Raw genomic sequence first — 17,784 nt, forward strand, 5'->3', positions numbered from 1 at the left:
CCCACTCCAGGAGCCGCCACGATGGACGAAGCCCGCGCAATCCAGTTCCTCTCCGAGATCCGCAAGCCGCTCCTCACGCTGCACAAGGCGATCCTCGACCACGAGCGCGCCGTATATGAACGCGAGTTCGGGCCGACGCCGCCGGCGGCCTTCCTGCAAGTGTTGATCAACGGGCCGGAGTTCCGCTGGCTGATGCCGCTCTCGACGGTGATTGCGAACGTCGACGAAACGCTCGACGCCAAGGACGCCAAGTCTGAAGACCGCGTGGGCGCCGCCGAAGGCGTGGCTGGGCTCTTCGCAGGCGAGGAGTCGGTGGAGTTTTTCGAGCGCTATCAGGCGCTCCTGCAAAAGAGCCCCGAGGTGCTGCACCTGCACGGCGGGGTTGCGAAGCTGCTCAACGGCATCAAGAACTGAGCGCGCGACGAGGGCGGCGGCGCGTCCTCGCACGCCCTCGCACGCCCTCCCACGTCAGGACTCGCGCGCCGCTTTGCGCCGCACACCCTCTCCATTTCCTCCGCCTGCGTGATTCGCGCCCGGTTTGGCCTTCGCGGCGTTCAGGCGCCGCCAGAGCGTCGTCTTGCTGATGCCAAGCTGCGCGCACACGCGGTCGCGGTCGCCGCCATGCGCTTCGAGCGCTGCGCGAATCTCGTCGGCTTCCACGTGCAGGCTGCGCTCGCGCAAGGTGAGCGGCTGACCGGCCGGACCGGCTGGCATATCGACCGGAGCGGCCGTCGCATCCTGCACGGCCCGTGCATCGTGCAACGCCGCTGCGCCCGGCATGGACATTCCTCGCGCTGCGCCGCCGCGCAGCTCGAACACCTCGGGCGCGATCGAGCGCAGCACCTCGGGCGTGAGCACGTCCACGTCAGAATCGGCCAGCTCCACCACCATCCGCTCCACCACGTTCTGCAATTCGCGCACGTTGCCTGGCCACGCATGACGCGCAAGCGCGTCGCCGACGGGCGCGAGCGCGCGCGCCGCGTCGTCCTGGTTGCGGATGCGCAGCGCCACGCGCGGCTCGCGGCGCGCCGACTGCTGCAGCAACTCGGCGGCGAGCGGCACGATGTCCGCGCCGCGCTCGCGCAGCGGCGGAATCGCCAGATTCAGAATATTCAGCCGATAGAACAGATCCGCGCGGAATTCGCCCGAGTCGATCTGCTCGGTGAGCCCGCGGTGCGTGGCCGCCACCACGCGCACGTCCACGCGCGTGGGTTCGGTTGCGCCGAGGCGCACCACCTCGCGCTCCTGCAGCACCCGCAGCAGACGGCTTTGCAGCGGCAGCGGCATCTCGCCGATTTCGTCGAGAAAGAGCGTGCCGCGATGCGCGGCCTCGATCAGCCCGACCTTGCCGCCGCGCCGCGCGCCCGTGAACGCGCCTTCCTCGTAGCCGAACAACTCGCTCTCCAGCAGCGCTTCGGGAAACGCGCCGCAGTTGATCGCCACGAACGGGAAATCGCGCCGCGCACTCTCGCGGTGGATGCCTTGCGCCACCATCTCCTTGCCGGTGCCGCTTTCGCCGCGGATCAGCACGGTAGCGTCCGAGCGCGAGTAGCGCTGCGCGAGCTCGCGCACGCGCGCGATGCCCGGCGTCGCGCCGCTCAGGTCGCCGAGCCGGTAGCGCGCCACGAATTGCTGGGTGCGCTGGCGCGAACGCAAGGTGCGGTCGAGCCGCTCCACCGCGCGCGATTCCTGGAACGTGAGCACCGCGCCCGAGGCCACGCCATTGTCGACGAGCGGCCCGCGATGCACGACATAGCTCACGCCGCGCACGGTTTCGAGCGATTCGCCGTCGGCGTCGGGCAGCGTGAAGGCGATGTCGGGTGCGAGCTCTTCGAGCGAGCGGCCCGCCGCCGCCGCCGGGTCGACGCCGAGCACGGCGGCAAGGCGCTGGTTGATCGCCTCCACGCGCCCGTTCGCGTCGAGCGCCACCACGCCGTCGCGCAGATGCTGGAGCACGCTGTCGAGGCGCTGACGCCGCTGCGTTTCGCGCCACGTGGCCTGCACGACTTCGAGCGCGTTGTCGAAGGCGAGCCGCACCGAGGAGCGCGAGTAGACGAAAAACGGCACGAGCCCGAGCCGCGCCGCAAGGTCGTTCACATGACCCGGCCCCACCACCGCGCCCACGCCCCGGTCGCGCAGGTCCAGCACGCAAGCCTCGGCGTCCTGCACGGTGCGGTAGGACGCGAACACCACATCGAGGCCGTAGGCGCTCGCGAAGCGCCGTACTTCGGCTGGCGTCTCGCCATAAGTCACGAGCGCGACGAGGTCGGCCTCGCGGCGCGCGCGCGCGAGCGCCTGCATCACGTCGAAGCCGGTGGGCTGCACGAGCACCACGGGCAAGTCGATGCGCGCCTTCAGCCAGGTGCCGTTCGAGCCCGCCGCCACGACCACGTCGGGCCGCTGATGGGGCGCGGCCGCCGCGATTTCGGCCGCGGCTTCCTCGAAGCCGCGCGGGACCACGCGCAGGTCGGCCAGCCCCTCGTATTCGCCGGCGATGTCGCGGAACAGGTCGCGCAGACGGCTGATGCCCATCGCCCAGACGCGCGGGCGAAATTCGGAAGCAGTGGGAAAGCGATTCATGGGGCGGCGGTTCATCATCGGCTCGAAATTTCATTATCGCGCGATGATTTCAAATTTGAAATCACAATTTCATGCAGGAAATTGGGGCGCAAGGCGGCCTCGGCGCGATCAGGCGAAAAATCAACGCATTAGCGGCGTTGGTCAGAGCTGGCACGGTATCTGCAGTATGAGCCCCGTTCCTTTGGAGACTCGCACACATGAACAGCAAATCCCCCGCAAGCGCCGGCGCGAAATTCCGCGCGGCCGTAGCCACCGAACAACCGCTGCAGGTCGTGGGCGCCATCACCGCCTATGCCGCCAAGCTCGCCGAGCAGACCGGCTTCAAGGCGGTGTACCTCTCGGGCGGCGGCGTGGCCGCCAACTCGCTCGGCGTGCCGGATCTCGGCATCAGCACGATGGACGACGTCCTGATCGACGCGCGCCGCATCACCGACGCCGTCGACATCCCGCTGATGGTCGACATCGACACCGGCTGGGGCGGCGCCTTCAACATCGCGCGCACGATCAAGTCGTTCATCAAGGCGGGCGTCGCCGCCGTGCACCTCGAAGACCAGGTGGGCCAGAAGCGCTGCGGCCATCGCCCGGGCAAGGAAGTCGTCTCGACCGACGAAATGGTGGACCGCGTGAAGGCCGCCGTGGACGCGCGCACCGACGATGGCTTCGTGATCATGGCCCGCACCGATGCAGCAGCCGCGGAAGGCATCGACGCCGCCATCGAGCGCGCGGTCGCCTACGTGGAAGCGGGCGCCGACATGATCTTCCCCGAAGCCATGAAGACGCTCGACGACTACCGCCGTTTCCGCGCGGCCGTGAAGGTGCCGATTCTCGCGAACTTGACCGAATTCGGCTCGACGCCGTTCTTCACGACCGAAGAACTGAAGAGCGCCAACGTGGACATCGCGCTCTACTGCTGCGGCGCGTACCGCGCAATGAACGCGGCGGCGCTGAACTTCTATGAGACGGTCAAGCGCGACGGCACGCAAAAGGCCGCCGTTTCGACGATGCAAACGCGCGAGGACCTTTACAAGTACCTCGGCTATCACGCGTATGAGGACAAGCTCGACGCGCTCTTCGCCGCGAAGAAGTAACGCCGCACAAGCATTCAACTATCTGCCCAGATTAGAGAGAGGAAGGACGACACCATGAGCGAAACCGACAACACCACGCAAGCCGCAGGCGCCTTCAAGCCGAAGAAGTCCGTCGCGCTGTCCGGCGTGACCGCGGGCAACACCGCGCTGTGCACCGTGGGCCGCACCGGCAACGACCTGCACTACCGCGGCTACGACATTCTCGATCTCGCCACCGCGTGCGAATTCGAAGAAGTCGCATACCTGCTCGTGCACGGCAAGCTGCCGAACACCGCCGAGCTCGCTGCCTACAAGACCAAGCTCAAGGCGCTGCGCGGCCTGCCCGCGAACGTGAAGGCGGCGCTCGAATGGGTGCCGGCTTCGGCGCACCCGATGGACGTGATGCGCACGGGCGTCTCGATGCTCGGCACCGTGCTGCCGGAGAAGGACGACCACAACCTGCCCGGCGCGCGCGACATCGCCGACCGCCTGATGGCCTCGCTCGGCTCGATGCTGCTGTACTGGTATCACTACTCGCACAACGGCAAGCGCATCGAAGTGGAAACCGACGACGACTCGATCGGCGGCCACTTCCTGCACCTGCTGCACGGCCGCGAGCCGTCGAAGTCGTGGGTCGACGCGATGCATGTCTCGCTGAACCTGTACGCGGAGCACGAGTTCAACGCCTCGACCTTCACGGGCCGCGTGATCGCCGGCACGGGCTCGGACATGTACTCGGCCATCACCGGCGCGATCGGCGCGCTGCGCGGCCCGAAGCATGGCGGCGCCAATGAAGTCGCGTTCGAGATCCAGTCGCGCTACGACACGCCGGATCAGGCGGAAGCCGACATCCGCCGCCGCGTGGAAGCGAAGGAAGTCGTGATCGGCTTCGGCCACCCGGTCTACACGATCTCGGACCCGCGCAACAAGGTGATCAAGGAAGTCGCGAAGAAGCTCTCGAAGGAGCAGTCGAACCTGAAGCTGTTCGACATCGCCGAGCGCCTCGAATCGACGATGTGGGAAATCAAGAAGATGTTCCCGAACCTCGACTGGTTCAGCGCGGTTTCGTACCACATGATGGGCGTGCCGACGGCGATGTTCACGCCGCTGTTCGTGATCTCGCGCACGGCCGGCTGGAGCGCGCACATCATCGAGCAGCGCATCGACAACAAGATCATCCGCCCGAGCGCCAATTACACGGGTCCGGAGAATCTGAAGTTCACGCCGATCGGCAAGCGCTGATCGAGGCACGCCAGCCTGCCGGACGGACTATGCCGTTTGGCAGGCTGGAAGACGGCGGCACGTGCGCGTAGAGTGAGCACATCGCTTACGGCGCGCGTGCCCGCCGCAACCCCACTACACCATTGGTCCCCACAGCCGTGAATACCGCCTACCGCAAGCCCCTACCCGGCACCCGGCTCGATTACTTCGACGCGCGCGAAGCCGTCGAGGCCATCCAGCCCGGCGCATGGAGCACGTTGCCCTACACCTCGCGCGTGCTCGCCGAAAACCTCGTGCGCCGCTGCGACCCGGCCACGCTCACCGACTCGCTCAAGCAGCTCATCGAGCGCAAGCGCGACCTCGACTTTCCGTGGTTCCCCGCGCGCGTCGTGTGCCACGACATCCTCGGCCAGACCGCGCTCGTCGATCTCGCCGGCCTGCGCGACGCCATCGCCGACCAGGGCGGCGACCCCGCCAAGGTGAACCCGGTCGTGCCGGTGCAGCTGATCGTCGACCACTCGCTCGCCGTCGAATGCGGCGGCTTCGACCCGGACGCGTTCAAGAAGAACCGCGCGATCGAAGACCGCCGTAACGAGGACCGCTTCGACTTCATCAACTGGACGAAGAAAGCGTTCAAGAACGTCGACGTGATTCCGCCGGGCAACGGCATCATGCACCAGATCAATCTGGAGAAGATGTCGCCGGTGATCCAGGCGCGCGACGGCGTGGCGTTCCCCGACACCTGCGTGGGCACGGACAGCCACACGCCGCACGTGGACGCGCTCGGCGTGATCGCCATCGGCGTGGGCGGCCTGGAAGCCGAGAACGTCATGCTCGGCCGCGCCTCGTGGATGCGCCTGCCCGACATCGTCGGCGTGGAGCTCACGGGCAAGCGCCAGCCCGGCATCACCGCCACCGACATCGTGCTCGCCCTCACCGAGTTCCTGCGCAAGGAAAAAGTCGTGGGCGCATATCTGGAGTTCCGTGGCGCCGGCGCGTCGAGCCTCACGCTCGGCGACCGCGCGACCATCTCGAACATGGCGCCCGAGTACGGCGCCACGGCCGCGATGTTCTTCATCGACGACCAGACGCTCGACTATCTGCGCCTCACGGGCCGCGAGGAAGAGCAGATCAAGCTGGTCGAAACGTATGCCAAGACCGGCGGCCTGTGGGCCGACACGCTCGCCAATGCGCAGTACGAGCGCACGCTGACGTTCGATCTGTCGAGCGTGGTGCGCAACATGGCCGGCCCGTCGAACCCGCACAAGCGCCTGCCCACCTCGGCACTGGCCGAGCGCGGCATCGCGGGCAAGTGGGAAGAAACGCCGGGGCAGATGCCCGACGGCGCGGTGATCATCGCCGCCATCACGAGCTGCACGAACACCAGCAACCCGCGCAACGTGATCGCCGCCGCGCTGCTCGCGCGCAACGCGAACGCGCGCGGCCTCACGCGCAAGCCGTGGGTGAAGAGTTCGCTCGCGCCGGGATCGAAGGCGGTCGAGCTGTATCTGGAAGACGCGAAGCTGCTGCCCGAACTCGAAAAGCTGGGCTTCGGCATCGTGGCGTTCGCGTGCACGACGTGTAACGGCATGTCGGGCGCGCTCGATCCGAAGATCCAGCAGGAGATCATCGACCGCGACCTGTACGCAACCGCCGTGCTCTCGGGCAACCGCAACTTCGACGGCCGCATCCATCCGTATGCGAAGCAGGCGTTCCTTGCCTCGCCGCCGCTCGTGGTCGCGTATGCGATTGCCGGCACGATCCGCTTCGACATCGAGCAGGATTCGCTGGGCACGGACCAGAACGGCAAGCCGGTGTACCTGAAGGACATCTGGCCGAGCGACGAGGAAATCGACGCCATCGTCGCGCAAAGTGTGAAGCCCGAGCAGTTCCGCAAGGTGTACGAACCGATGTTCGCGGTCACGGCCGCCAGCGGCGAGACCACCGACCCGCTCTACGACTGGCGCGCGCAAAGCACGTACATCCGCCGTCCGCCGTACTGGGAAGGCGCGCTTGCGGGCGAGCGCACGTTGAAGGGCCTGCGCCCGCTCGCCGTGCTTGGCGACAACATCACGACCGACCACCTCTCGCCCTCGAACGCGATCCTGGCGAACAGCGCAGCGGGCGAATACCTCGCGAAAATGGGCCTGCCCGAAGAGGACTTCAACTCGTACGCTACGCACCGCGGCGACCACCTCACGGCGCAGCGCGCAACCTTTGCGAACCCCACGCTCATCAACGAGATGGCCGTGGTGGACGGCGCCGTGAAGAAGGGCTCGCTCGCGCGCATCGAGCCGGAAGGCAAGGTCACGCGCATGTGGGAAGCCATCGAGACCTACATGGAACGCAAACAGCCGCTCATCATCGTGGCGGGTGCGGACTACGGCCAGGGCTCGTCGCGCGACTGGGCGGCCAAGGGCGTGCGTCTTGCGGGCGTGGAAGTGATCGTTGCGGAGGGCTTCGAGCGCATTCACCGCACGAACCTGATCGGCATGGGCGTCCTGCCGCTGGAGTTCAAGGCGGGCACGAACCGCACGACGCTGGGCATCGACGGCACGGAGACGTATGACGTGATTGGCGAGCGCACGCCGCGCGCCGACCTCACGCTCGTGATCCAGCGCAAGAACGGCGAGCGCGTGGAAGTGCCGGTCACGTGCCGCCTGGACACGGCGGAGGAAGTCTCGATCTACGAAGCGGGCGGCGTACTGCAGCGCTTCGCACAAGACTTCCTGGAGTCCTCCCAGGCGGCGTAACCGGCGATAGCCCCTCTCCCCCTGGGGGAGAGGGGCTGGGGAGAGGGGAAAGGGAAACGCGATGAATCAGACCCAACGAGCCAGAGCCCTGCGCCAAACCATGACCGACGCGGAACGGCTGCACTGGCGCCACCTCCGCGCGCATCGCCTGCACGGTCAGAAATTCCGCCGCCAGCAACCCATCGGTCCGTATATCGTGGACTTCGTGCATTTCGGTGCGCGCTTGATCGTCGAAGCCGATGGCGGCCAGCACAACGACAACGCCAACGATGCGGTGCGTGACGCGTGGTTGAAGCGCCAAAGCTTTACGGTGCTGCGTTTCTGGAACGACGAGATATTGCTGAACACCGAAGCGGTGCTGGAGGCAATTCTTGGCGCGCTCGGCAAGAACACTTCCCCCTCTCCCCCGGCCCCTCTCCCTCAAGGGAGAGGGGAGATCGCGTAACTTCATCGATACAGGATTTTTTCCATGGGACATAAACCCCAGATCCGCATTCCCGCCACCTACATTCGCGGCGGCACCAGTAAAGGCGTGTTTTTCCGCCTCCAGGATCTGCCCGAAGCCGCGCAGCAACCCGGCGAGGCGCGCGACAAGCTGCTCATGCGCGTGATCGGCAGCCCCGACCCCTACGGCAAGCAGATCGACGGCATGGGCGGCGCCACCTCCAGCACCAGCAAGACCGTGATCGTCGCCAAAAGCAGCCGGCCCGACCATGACGTCGACTATCTGTTCGGCCAGGTCGCCATCGACCGCGCCTTCGTCGACTGGAGCGGCAACTGCGGCAATCTCTCGGCCGCGGTCGGTCCGTTCGCGATCAGCGGCGGGCTTGTCGACCCGAGCCGCATTCCCGCCAATGGCACCGCCACCGTGCGCATCTGGCAGGCCAATATCGGCAAGACCATCGTCGCGCATGTACCCATCACGGACGGCGAGGTGCAGGAAACCGGCGACTTCGAGCTCGACGGCGTGACCTTCCCCGCCGCCGAAGTGCAGCTCGAGTTCCTCGACCCCGCCGCCGAAGAAGAAGGCGCGAGCGGCGCGATGTTCCCCACCGGCCAACTCGTGGACGACCTCGAAGTGCCGGGCGTCGGCACGCTCAAGGCCACCATGATCAACGCCGGCATTCCGACGATCTTCGTGATCGCCGAAGCCATCGGCTATACGGGCACGGAACTGCAGGACGCCATCAACGGCGACGCCGAAGCGCTGAGGAAGTTCGAGACCATCCGCGCGCACGGCGCGCTGCGCATGGGCCTCATCAAGGACCTCGACGAGATCGCCACGCGCCAGCACACCCCGAAGATTGCCTTCGTGGCGAAGCCGCAGGGCTATGCGGCTTCGAGCGGCAAGCGCGTGGAAGCCGGCGACGTCGATCTGCTGGTGCGCGCGATGTCGATGGGCAAGCTCCATCACGCCATGATGGGCACGGCGGCGGTGGCGATCGGCACGGCGGCGGCCATTCCGGGCACGCTCGTGAATCTCGCGGCGGGCGGCGGCGAGCGCAAAGCGGTGCGCTTCGGCCATCCGTCGGGCACGCTGCGCGTGGGCGCCGAGGCGCACGAGGAAAACGGCGAGTGGGTGGTCAAGAAAGCCATCATGAGCCGCAGCGCGCGCGTGCTGATGGAAGGGTCGGTGCGGGTGCCGGGAGATGCGTTTTGAGACGCGGTTTTCAGCAGCGCGCGGTTTGCGCTGATTGAAAAAACGTCCTGACGCGGCGATGCGTCAGGACGTTTTTTGCTTTATGGCAATGTGTTGGCTCTATCTGATCGAGCAAGCGAAGCTGTCCGGCAATCGGACGCGACGCCCTTGCGCCGCGCTCCGAAACGGCGCGCTCAGCTCTGCGGAGCGGGCAGATACGGTATCGGGTCGACCGGCTTGCCGTCGCGGCGCACCTCGAACATCACCGCCACGCGGTCGTTGTTCTCGCTGCCCATCTCCGCGATCTGCTGGCCCTGGTGGACCATGTCTCCCGTCCTCACGAGCAGGCGCCGGTTGTGCGAATAAGCCGTCAGGAAGTCCTTGTTGTGCTGGACGATGATCAGGCTGCCGTATTCGTTCAGGCCCGTGCCCGCATACATGACCTTGCCGTCGGCGGCGGCGATCACCGGGTCGCCGGCCTTGCCTGCGATCTCGATGCCGCGCGTCGTGCCCGGCTCGAACGGCTCCACCACCTTGCCCTTAGCGGGCCACACCAGCGCCACGCTGCGGGCATGGCGCTTGACTTCGGCCGCGACCTGGCGGCTGTCCTCGGCGCTCGTCGTCGAGCTTGCCGCCGAATCTGCTGCCGCGCTGCTTCCCTTGCTTGCTGCGCCGCCGGATTGCGCGGGCGCCGCGGCTTGCACCGTGATCGTCTGCTTAGAGACCAGCTTGAGCGACTGGCCGATCCGCACGTGGCTGGTGGGCTTGATGCCGTTCCATGCCGCGATGTCCTTGACCGCAACCTTGTGGCTCGCCGCGATCCCGAGCAGCGAGTCGCCGCGGCGCACACGTATCCACGTGGTCTTGGTGACCACGCGCGTGACAGGCGCGGCTGCTTGCAGCTGGCTCGCCGACGCTTTCGCGGCGGTGGCGGCCGCATCCGATGCGGCGCTCGCGGCAGCCGACTGATCGGGCTGCGGCTGCGGCTGCGCCGGTTGCTGGTCAACGTTTGCGCAAGCGCCCAGCAATGCCGCGAGACCGAAGCCTGCGAGACATTGCCAGAGACGGCGCGCCAGACCGTTGGCGCCTTGCCCGGAACGATCGTCGAACATGGTTGTTGCTCTCCTGTCCCATGCAAAGCCGCTCATCGCAACGGAACGCCACTCGGGCGCCCGAGCAGGTCTGCAGCGTCGAAACGCGCTCCCTTCCGCTCTCCGGCCAGTCGCATGCGCCGGCCCGGCCCCATCCGCGTTCAAATTGCGGGCTTTACATGACAAAATCCGCTACCGTCGCGCAAATTCCATGACAGCAGCTCCGAATCCATCTTAAAAACCGTCTGGCATTGTAAAACGCATTTCACATATATCCGGTAGGCAACAACACTCTGATACAAATCTTAAAAATACGAAGAATGTTCTCGTCCCGCGCGCACTGAAATAGAGTCAGATCGAGCGCTCATCCGACATATCGGCAGGCTGAACCAGAACTTAAGTAGCCGAGTCTCCTGAAAGCCGTTTGAAACTCATGTAGTATTGCCCCCGTCAAGCGGATAACCCGAAGCATGGGAACCTTGACGCGTCAATTCAGGTCATTCTTGGGGCCTCCGTTGTGCATTCGCGGGGGCTTTTGACTTTTCGCGCCCCTCCGGCTTCGTGCGGGAGGCGGCCCGCCACTGCAGCGACCTTTTTGCATGCGCCAGGTCGGCCGTGCGCGCCCTCCCCGGCCGACCTGGCCCCACATGGCGCGCCACAGCCGGCTGACGCCCGATCCATGTCACAGTCACCCAAACGTCTCGTCGAGCTCGACTTCTTTCGTGGCCTTGTCCTGCTGATCATCGTCATCGATCACATCGGCGGCAGCATCCTCTCGCGCGTCACGCTGCATGCTTACGCGCTGTGCGATGCCGCCGAAGTGTTCGTGTTCCTGGGCGGCTTCGCCACGGCCACCGCGTGGGCCGCGCTTTGCGCGCGCCGCACCGAGGCCGCCGCGCGCCAGCGCTTCATCAAGCGCGCGTTCGAGATCTACCGCGCCTTCGTGGTCACCGCGCTGCTCATGCTGCTCGTGACCGCGATCATGGTCGCCTGCAACGTCGACGCGCCGAACCTCGCCACCACCGATCTCGACGATCTCACGCTCGCCCCCGCCGCCGCACTGCGCGATATCGTGCTGCTGCGCCGCCAGCCGTATCTCGCGGGCGTGCTGCCGATGTACGCGTGCTTCGCGCTGGCCGCGCCGCTGGCCCTGCCGCTCGCGCGCACGCGCCCGTGGCTGCTGGCCGCCATCAGCTTCGCGCTGTGGGCCATCGGCCCGTATCTCACGCCGTGGCTGCCGCACGTGGCCGACATGAGCTGGGACTTCAATCCGTTCGGCTGGCAATTGATGTTCTTGGCCGGCGTGATTGCCCAGGCGCAGCCGGTGTTCCAGAGCGTCACCGCGCAGCGCAGGCTCGGTGCTTTCGTCACCGCGCTCGCGCTCGCCGTTGTCGTGGCCGCCGCCATCTACCGCCTGCATCTGGGCGACACCACGCTCGACAGCGACTACAAGCGCAATCTCGCGTGGTTTCGCGCCGTCAACTTCTTCGGCATCGCGTGGCTCACCGCGCACATGATCCGGCTCGGCTGGGCGAAGAAGCTCGCCGCCGCGCTGCCGTGGGTGGGACTCGTAGGCCGCAAGGGGATGCTGTCGTTCGTGGCCGGCGCGGTCATCTCGCTGACGGTGGACTCGGTCCTCTACTGGTACACCGACGGCTATCTGAACGTGCCGCTCGGCCTCGCCGCCGACGCCATCGCATTGACCTCGCTGCTGCTGGTTGCGCGCGCATCCGATCCGCTCAAGCGCCTGCTGCCCTCGCGCGCGAGGGTGTCGGCCTGAAGAAGGGTCGGCCTGAAAAGCGCCGCCGCGCTTCCGGCGCGCACGGGCCGCTGCTAGCATGATGGGCCCGCGCGCCGCTGACGCGCCTTCCTCATCGGCCACGCCTGCCATGCGCAGACCTCCCCGCACCGCGGACTTTGCACCGTCTTTCGCACAGTCTTTCGCACCGTCTTTCGCCGCGGCGCGCGTGGCGCTGCTCCGCGCGGCGCTCGTGATCCTCATGGCCTTCGCGACCTTCGCGGCGCTCGTCCCGTTCGCCGGGCGCGCCACGGCCGGCACGGTCGCCATGCACAGCTTCCACGCGACGGCGCTCGGGCGCGACTGGCCTTACGCGGTCTATCTGCCCACCGGCTATCGCACCGACGCCGCACGCTATCCGGTGCTCTACCTGCTGCACGGCAACAACGGCGACGCGATGGACTGGGTCACCCAAGGCGACCTGCAAAACACCGCCGACAAGCTAATTGCGCGCCACGAGATTCCACCAGTCGTGATCGTGATGCCGCAAGGCGGCACCGACTGGTATGTCGACCGCAAGGAAAAGATGGAGACGGCCTTTTTCGCCGATCTGATTCCGGAGATCGAATCGCACTTCGCCGTCGAGAACCAGCGCGACGGCAGGGCAATCGGCGGCGTCTCGATGGGCGGATTCGGCGCGCTGCGCTACACGCTCGAACACCCGGAAATGTTCTGCGGCACGCTGCTGCTCTCGCCGGCGATCTACTCGGGCGAGCCGCCGCGCTCATCGTCGGCGCGGCGCGTGGGGGTCTTCGGCGAGCATCAGTTCGACTCGCAAGTCTGGCACGCGCTCAACTATCCCGCGCTCTGGAGCGGCTATTTCGGGCGGCCCTGGCGCATCCCCATCTTCATCGCCTCGGGCGACGACGACCTCGTGATCCAGGCCGAGTCGTCGCTGCTCTACACGCGCTTGCGCGAGGCCGGCAATCCGGCTGCGCTGCGCATCGTCGATGGCGGCCACGTCTGGCCCGTCTGGCGCCAGTTGCTGCCCGCCGCGCTCAAGTACGCGCTCGCCTGCGTGCACTGAGCGTGCGCTGAGCGCGAGCCTCAAGAAGCCGAGGGCAAAAGCAACCGCGTCACTCGGCCCAGTTCACCCACAGCACCATCAGCACCGTCATGAGCGCCGGGCCGATGAAAATGCCGATCAGCCCGAACGTGGTTGCGCCGCCGAGAATGCCGAACAGTACGAGCAGAAAGGGCAGGCGCGTCGAATTGCCGATCAGCACGGGCCGCACGAAGTGCTCGGCGACGAACACGACCACGCAGCCGCACACCGCGAGCACGATGGCGCCGATGACCGAGCCCTGCACCAGCAGCCACAGCGCCGCGCCGCAGAACACCACGGGCGCGCAGAACGGCACCATTGCCGCAATGGCGGTCACGGTGCCGAGCAGCGCCGCGTGCGGCACGCCGGTGAGCACGTAGGCAAAGCCGAGCAGCACGCCCTCGCCCAGCCCGACGACCACGAGTCCCGTCACGGTCGAGCGCACGGCCGAAGCCATGCGCTGAAGCAGTTGCGCGCCGTCCGCGCCGAACGCGCGCCGCGCGCCGCGCATCACGGTGCCGGAGAGCCTCGGCCCCGCCTGAAAGATCACGAACAGCGTGACGAGCATGAAGCCGAAGGTCATCGACGCATGCAAGGCGCGCGCACCGAAATGCCGGCCGAACGAGACGAGGGTGTCGCCATGCAGGCTCTTCATCGCGGACGAATCCTTGAGCGGCTGCGCAAGATTCGCCTGCCACCAGGCCCTCACCGTATGGCTACCGATCGGCAGCCGCGCGACGGAGTCGGGCACCGGCACACCGTTCTCCTGGGCCGCGCGCAGCCACAGATAGAGCTCGTGGGCCTCGCCCCCCGCCTGGATCGCCGTGACCGTGATCGGCAGCACGACGAGCAGCGCGATGGCCACCGTGAGCACCGTGGCGATCCAGGTCGTGCGGCACTTGAACCAGCGGTGCCGCTCGATGGCTTGATAGGCCGGCCACAGCGCGATCGCGACCACGCTCGCCCAGGCCACGGCGGGCAAAAATTCGCGCACGACCCACAGCGCGAGCAGGACGAGCACGGCGAACAGCGCCGCGGACGCGAAGCGCTGGAGTTTTTGCTCGTTTGCGGAGTTCGGAGCGGGTGGGCGTTGAATCATGTAACCTCATAAAAATTCAGCAAGACGGCGCGTGCGGTGCAGCAAATGTTTCCCGCCGCGAGCCGCCAGCATAAGCGCGGCACGCTGAAAACGCGAACGCCCCGGTGCGGCGACAGGCCGCGTTTGACCAGATGGGCGCCACCTTCCAGCGTTTGAACACTCCCTCCTCCAGGCCACAGTCATGTCGCGCCTGGTACAACACTGCGTTGCACAAATTCGGCAGGTCAAACCTTGATCGCCCGCAAACCCGCATTCCTTCGTCATTCGCAATGTGTCGCAGGGGGATTGTTTCGGTAACCGCAACGGTGTTTCTACGCGGGCACAATGGCTCTCGACAGCGCGCAGGAATACAGTCCGGGCACACCCACTTACGGAGCCGACAATGACAAAGAACGCGTGCCTCGCGCTTGACGGAATCCACGGTGAACGCATCGAAATCCTCGAACAAACGGATTCCGCGCTCGTGATCCGCTGGGTCGAACCCGGCCGCTGCCACTATGGCGAGCAGCGCTGGCGCCGCCGCTCGGCGCACACCTCGGGAACCTGCGCCGTCACGCGCCGCAAGATCCGCCGCGGCGACGCCGTGTTCAAGCCCGCCGAACGACCGGCCCCGCTCAATGCTTCGGTGATGATCGCGGCAGAAGTATTCGGCGACCTGATCGAAGAGCGGTAAGCGCCGGCGACACCCGGCCGCCACTGCGGTAAGGTTGCACAAGATGGCGCCGGTTGCGCACAGCATGCGCAGCGGACGCCCCGTCCAGCAACCGCCGCGCGCCCATCGCATCGTTTGTTTTCGCCCACGTGTGGCGCGGCGCTCCGAGAGGCCCCGCCATGGCAGAAAACACGCCCCCGCTTCCGCTCGCTTCAAGGTCCGTTTCAAAGTCCGCCTCCAAGTCGGCCTCAACGCCCGCTCCAAAGCCCGCTTCAAAGCCGCCTGTCCAGCCCTTCTCGCTCGACGTGATGCTCGAAAAGTACGCAAAGGGCGACGAGCAGAGCGCCGACGACATCTACCGCCGCGTCGCCCACGGCGTCGCACAGGCCGAGCCGCCCGCGCTGCGTACCGAAGTGGAGGCGCGCTTCGTCGACAACCTGCGCCACGGCGCGCTGGGCGCGGGCCGCATCATGAGCGCGGCGGGCGCCGGCATCGAGGCCACGCTGATCAATTGCTTCGTGCAGCCAGTGGGCGACAGCATCCAGGGCACCGACGACGAAGGCCGCCCCGGCATCTACGTGGCGCTCTTGCAAGCCGCCGAAACCATGCGGCGCGGCGGCGGCGTCGGCTACAACTTTTCGGCGATCCGCCCGCGCGGCGCGCACGTCAAATCGACGGGATCGAGCGCTTCCGGGCCGTGCAGCTACATCGACGTGTTCGACGCCTCGTGCCGCACCGTGGAGAGCGCGGGCTCGCGGCGCGGCGCGCAGATGGCCGTGCTCGACTGCGATCACCCCGACCTGCCCGAGTTCATCGAGGCCAAGCATTCGAAGGGCCGCTGGAACAACTTCAATGTCTCGGTGGCGGTCACGGACGCGTTCATGCGCGCCGTCGAAAACGACGAGATCTGGCCGCTCGTGCATCGCGCCGAACCCTCGCCCGCGCTGCGCGCAGCGGGCGATCTCAAGCAGCGCGAAGACGGCCTGTGGGTCTACGCCGAAAAGCGCGCCCGCGCGCTGTGGGACACCATCATGCGCTCGACCTACGACATGGCCGAGCCCGGCGTGGTGTTCATCTCGCGCATGAACGAGGACAACAATCTGCGTGCGCTCGAAAGCATCCGCGCGACCAATCCGTGCGGCGAGCAGCCCCTGCCCGCCTACGGCTGCTGCAATCTCGGCCCGCTCGACCTCACGCGCTTCGTGCGCGAGCCGTTCGCGCAACTGCGCGGCGGCCAGCCCGCCTTCGACTGGGACGAGCTCGCCGCGCGCACCGCCACCCAAGTGCGCTTTCTCGACAATGTGCTCGACGTCACGCTCTGGCCGCTGCCCGAGCAGCAGGCTGAAGCCGCAGCCAAACGGCGCATCGGCGTGGGCTTCACCGGCCTCGGCGACACGCTCGTGATGCTCGGCATCCGCTACAACTCGGAGGCCGGCTGCGCGTTCGGCGCGCGCGTGGGCCGCACCATGCGCGACGCGGCCTACCGCGCGTCGGTGGCGCTCGCGCGCGAGCGCGGGGCGTTCCCGCTGTTCGATGCCGCCACCTATCTCGCGCCCGGCACCTTCGCCTCGCGCCTGCCTGGGGGCCTGCAGGCCGAGATCCGCGCGCACGGCATCCGCAACAGCCATCTGCTCTCGATCGCGCCCACCGGCACGGTGAGCCTCGCGTTCTCCGACAACGTCTCGAACGGCATCGAGCCCGCGTTCTCGTGGACCTACCAGCGCACCCGCCGCATGGCCGACGGCAGCAACGAAACCTTCATGGTCGAGGACCACGCGTGGCGCGTCTATCGCGAGCTCGGCGGCGACGTCGACACCTTGCCCGACTATTTCGTGAGCGCGCTGCAGATGAGCGCGCAGGAACACGTGGCGATGATGGCGGCCGTGCAGCCGTTCGTGGACACGTCGATCTCGAAGACCGTGAACGTGCCCGCCGACTACCCGTTCGACGCGTTCGAAGACCTCTATCTCGACGCCTGGCGGCGCGGCCTCAAAGGCCTCGCCACCTATCGGCCCAACGAGACGCTCGGCGCGGTGCTGCAAACGCTGCCCGCCGCCGGCAACGCGCTCGACGACGCCCAGGGCGACGCCCTGCTCGACCCGCTGCGCGTGGCGATCGACCATCGGCCCAAGGGCGAGCTGCCCGCCGTGATCGAGAAAATCGAATACCTCACGCAGACCGGCAAGGTCTCGCTCTACGTGGCCGTTTCGTTCCTCGAAGTGACGGGCCAGGTGGGCGGCGAATCCGTGACGATCGAGCGGCCCATCGAATTCTTCATCCCCGTCGGCCAGCGCGACGAGTCGCAGCAATGGATCACGGCGACGATGCGTTCGCTCTCGCTCGCGGCGCGCGGCGGCTTCGTCGCGCGCAATCTGCAGGACTTGCGCAAGGTGTCGTGGGACCGCGGCCAGGTGCGCTACGGGCAGACACAGCGGCTCGACGGCACGCGCACGCCTCGGTGGCACGACTCCGAGGTCGCGGCGATCGCCTATGCGATCCAGCAAATCCTGCACCGGCGCGGCTTTCTGGATGCCGAGGGGCGCCAGGTGCCGTCGCGGCTGCTCGCCCAGCGGCGCGCCGAAGCGGCGGCGTTCTCGAACGCCTCATTGGCATCGGCGGCCATCGACGAAGCCGATGCCGCAGCCCGCGCGGGCGACCAGGTGCTGGACGGCCCCAATGCGCTGCCCGCCGATGCGGCGCTCGCCGCGCCGCACGCGATGCTCGGCCGCAAATGCGGTTCGTGCGGCGCGAACGCGGTCATCCGGCGCGATGGCTGCGACTTCTGCACCGCGTGCGGGGAAATCGGCAGTTGCGGTTAGGCCGGAATTCGGGCGGAGGT

At 67.1% G+C, this 17,784-nt stretch carries 13 protein-coding genes; 10 read left to right on the top strand and 3 right to left on the bottom strand.

Features of this window, described 5'->3' with window-relative positions:
- Positions 1 to 21 precede the first annotated feature (21 nt).
- Positions 22 to 414 carry a hypothetical protein gene (locus P5W98_RS18810; protein ID WP_421026547.1) on the top strand — a complete coding sequence of 131 codons (393 nt, stop codon included), beginning with the start codon at positions 22 to 24 and terminating at the stop codon, positions 412 to 414.
- 54 nt (positions 415 to 468) lie between these two features.
- Here P5W98_RS18810 and prpR read toward each other — a convergent pair whose 3' ends face one another.
- On the bottom strand, positions 469 to 2,580 hold the full coding sequence (gene prpR, locus P5W98_RS18815) for a propionate catabolism operon regulatory protein PrpR (protein ID WP_421026546.1): 2,112 nt from the start codon (positions 2,578 to 2,580) through the stop codon (positions 469 to 471).
- 197 nt (positions 2,581 to 2,777) lie between these two features.
- On the opposite strand from prpR, the gene prpB reads away from it, so the two are divergent.
- The 5 genes from prpB to prpF all read left to right on the top strand — a co-directional run bounded on the left by prpB (position 2,778) and on the right by prpF (position 9,281).
- Entirely contained in the window at positions 2,778 to 3,668 is an 891-nt protein-coding gene (gene prpB / locus P5W98_RS18820; protein ID WP_421026545.1) for a methylisocitrate lyase, read from the top strand.
- Positions 3,669 to 3,722: 54 nt separating this feature from the next.
- Positions 3,723 to 4,889, top strand: coding sequence for a bifunctional 2-methylcitrate synthase/citrate synthase (gene prpC, locus P5W98_RS18825; protein ID WP_421026544.1), 1,167 nt, complete (start codon positions 3,723 to 3,725; stop codon positions 4,887 to 4,889).
- A 137-nt stretch (positions 4,890 to 5,026) separates the two neighbouring features.
- Positions 5,027 to 7,621 carry a Fe/S-dependent 2-methylisocitrate dehydratase AcnD gene (gene acnD / locus P5W98_RS18830; RefSeq protein WP_421026543.1) on the top strand — a complete coding sequence of 865 codons (2,595 nt, stop codon included), beginning with the start codon at positions 5,027 to 5,029 and terminating at the stop codon, positions 7,619 to 7,621.
- A gap of 61 nt (positions 7,622 to 7,682) precedes the next feature.
- Positions 7,683 to 8,066, top strand: a complete 384-nt coding sequence (locus tag P5W98_RS18835) for an endonuclease domain-containing protein (protein ID WP_421026542.1) — start codon at positions 7,683 to 7,685, stop codon at positions 8,064 to 8,066.
- Between the two features lie 24 nt (positions 8,067 to 8,090).
- Positions 8,091 to 9,281 (top strand): 2-methylaconitate cis-trans isomerase PrpF, encoded by a 1,191-nt coding sequence (prpF, locus tag P5W98_RS18840; RefSeq protein ID WP_421026541.1) that lies wholly within the window; start codon positions 8,091 to 8,093, stop codon positions 9,279 to 9,281.
- Positions 9,282 to 9,454: 173 nt separating this feature from the next.
- On the opposite strand, the gene P5W98_RS18845 is transcribed toward prpF, so the two are convergent.
- Positions 9,455 to 10,372 carry a peptidoglycan DD-metalloendopeptidase family protein gene (locus tag P5W98_RS18845; RefSeq protein WP_421026540.1) on the bottom strand — a complete coding sequence of 306 codons (918 nt, stop codon included), beginning with the start codon at positions 10,370 to 10,372 and terminating at the stop codon, positions 9,455 to 9,457.
- A gap of 658 nt (positions 10,373 to 11,030) precedes the next feature.
- Here P5W98_RS18845 and P5W98_RS18850 point away from each other — a divergent pair.
- Together P5W98_RS18850 and P5W98_RS18855 are read left to right on the top strand one after the other, a co-directional pair.
- The gene (locus P5W98_RS18850) at positions 11,031 to 12,131 is read left to right on the top strand and encodes an OpgC domain-containing protein (protein WP_421026539.1); all 1,101 of its coding nucleotides are present in this window, start codon (positions 11,031 to 11,033) and stop codon (positions 12,129 to 12,131) included.
- 286 nt (positions 12,132 to 12,417) lie between these two features.
- Positions 12,418 to 13,176 (top strand): alpha/beta hydrolase, encoded by a 759-nt coding sequence (locus P5W98_RS18855; protein ID WP_421027063.1) that lies wholly within the window; start codon positions 12,418 to 12,420, stop codon positions 13,174 to 13,176.
- 49 nt (positions 13,177 to 13,225) lie between these two features.
- Here the strand turns inward: P5W98_RS18855 and P5W98_RS18860 are convergent, their stop codons facing one another.
- Entirely contained in the window at positions 13,226 to 14,293 is a 1,068-nt protein-coding gene (locus P5W98_RS18860; protein WP_421026538.1) for an AI-2E family transporter, read from the bottom strand.
- Positions 14,294 to 14,675: 382 nt separating this feature from the next.
- Between P5W98_RS18860 and P5W98_RS18865 the strand changes: the two genes are divergently transcribed.
- Entirely contained in the window at positions 14,676 to 14,966 is a 291-nt protein-coding gene (locus P5W98_RS18865) for a DUF3331 domain-containing protein (RefSeq protein ID WP_421026537.1), read from the top strand.
- 287 nt (positions 14,967 to 15,253) lie between these two features.
- Positions 15,254 to 17,764 (top strand): adenosylcobalamin-dependent ribonucleoside-diphosphate reductase, encoded by a 2,511-nt coding sequence (locus P5W98_RS18870; protein ID WP_421026536.1) that lies wholly within the window; start codon positions 15,254 to 15,256, stop codon positions 17,762 to 17,764.
- Positions 17,765 to 17,784 lie beyond the last annotated feature (20 nt).

Origin of the sequence: Paraburkholderia sp. A1BS-2L (assembly GCF_051125205.1) — a bacterium.
GTDB lineage: Bacteria > Pseudomonadota > Gammaproteobacteria > Burkholderiales > Burkholderiaceae > Paraburkholderia.

Coding starts and splice junctions, on each gene's coding strand:
- P5W98_RS18810 (WP_421026547.1), top strand. CDS start 22: ATGGACGAAGCCCGCGCAATCCAGTTCCTCTCCGAGATCCGCAAGCCG.
- prpR (WP_421026546.1), bottom strand. CDS start 2,580: ATGAATCGCTTTCCCACTGCTTCCGAATTTCGCCCGCGCGTCTGGGCG.
- prpB (WP_421026545.1), top strand. CDS start 2,778: ATGAACAGCAAATCCCCCGCAAGCGCCGGCGCGAAATTCCGCGCGGCC.
- prpC (WP_421026544.1), top strand. CDS start 3,723: ATGAGCGAAACCGACAACACCACGCAAGCCGCAGGCGCCTTCAAGCCG.
- P5W98_RS18835 (WP_421026542.1), top strand. CDS start 7,683: ATGAATCAGACCCAACGAGCCAGAGCCCTGCGCCAAACCATGACCGAC.
- prpF (WP_421026541.1), top strand. CDS start 8,091: ATGGGACATAAACCCCAGATCCGCATTCCCGCCACCTACATTCGCGGC.
- P5W98_RS18845 (WP_421026540.1), bottom strand. CDS start 10,372: ATGTTCGACGATCGTTCCGGGCAAGGCGCCAACGGTCTGGCGCGCCGT.
- P5W98_RS18850 (WP_421026539.1), top strand. CDS start 11,031: ATGTCACAGTCACCCAAACGTCTCGTCGAGCTCGACTTCTTTCGTGGC.
- P5W98_RS18855 (WP_421027063.1), top strand. CDS start 12,418: ATGCACAGCTTCCACGCGACGGCGCTCGGGCGCGACTGGCCTTACGCG.
- P5W98_RS18860 (WP_421026538.1), bottom strand. CDS start 14,293: ATGATTCAACGCCCACCCGCTCCGAACTCCGCAAACGAGCAAAAACTC.
- P5W98_RS18865 (WP_421026537.1), top strand. CDS start 14,676: ATGACAAAGAACGCGTGCCTCGCGCTTGACGGAATCCACGGTGAACGC.
- P5W98_RS18870 (WP_421026536.1), top strand. CDS start 15,254: ATGCTCGAAAAGTACGCAAAGGGCGACGAGCAGAGCGCCGACGACATC.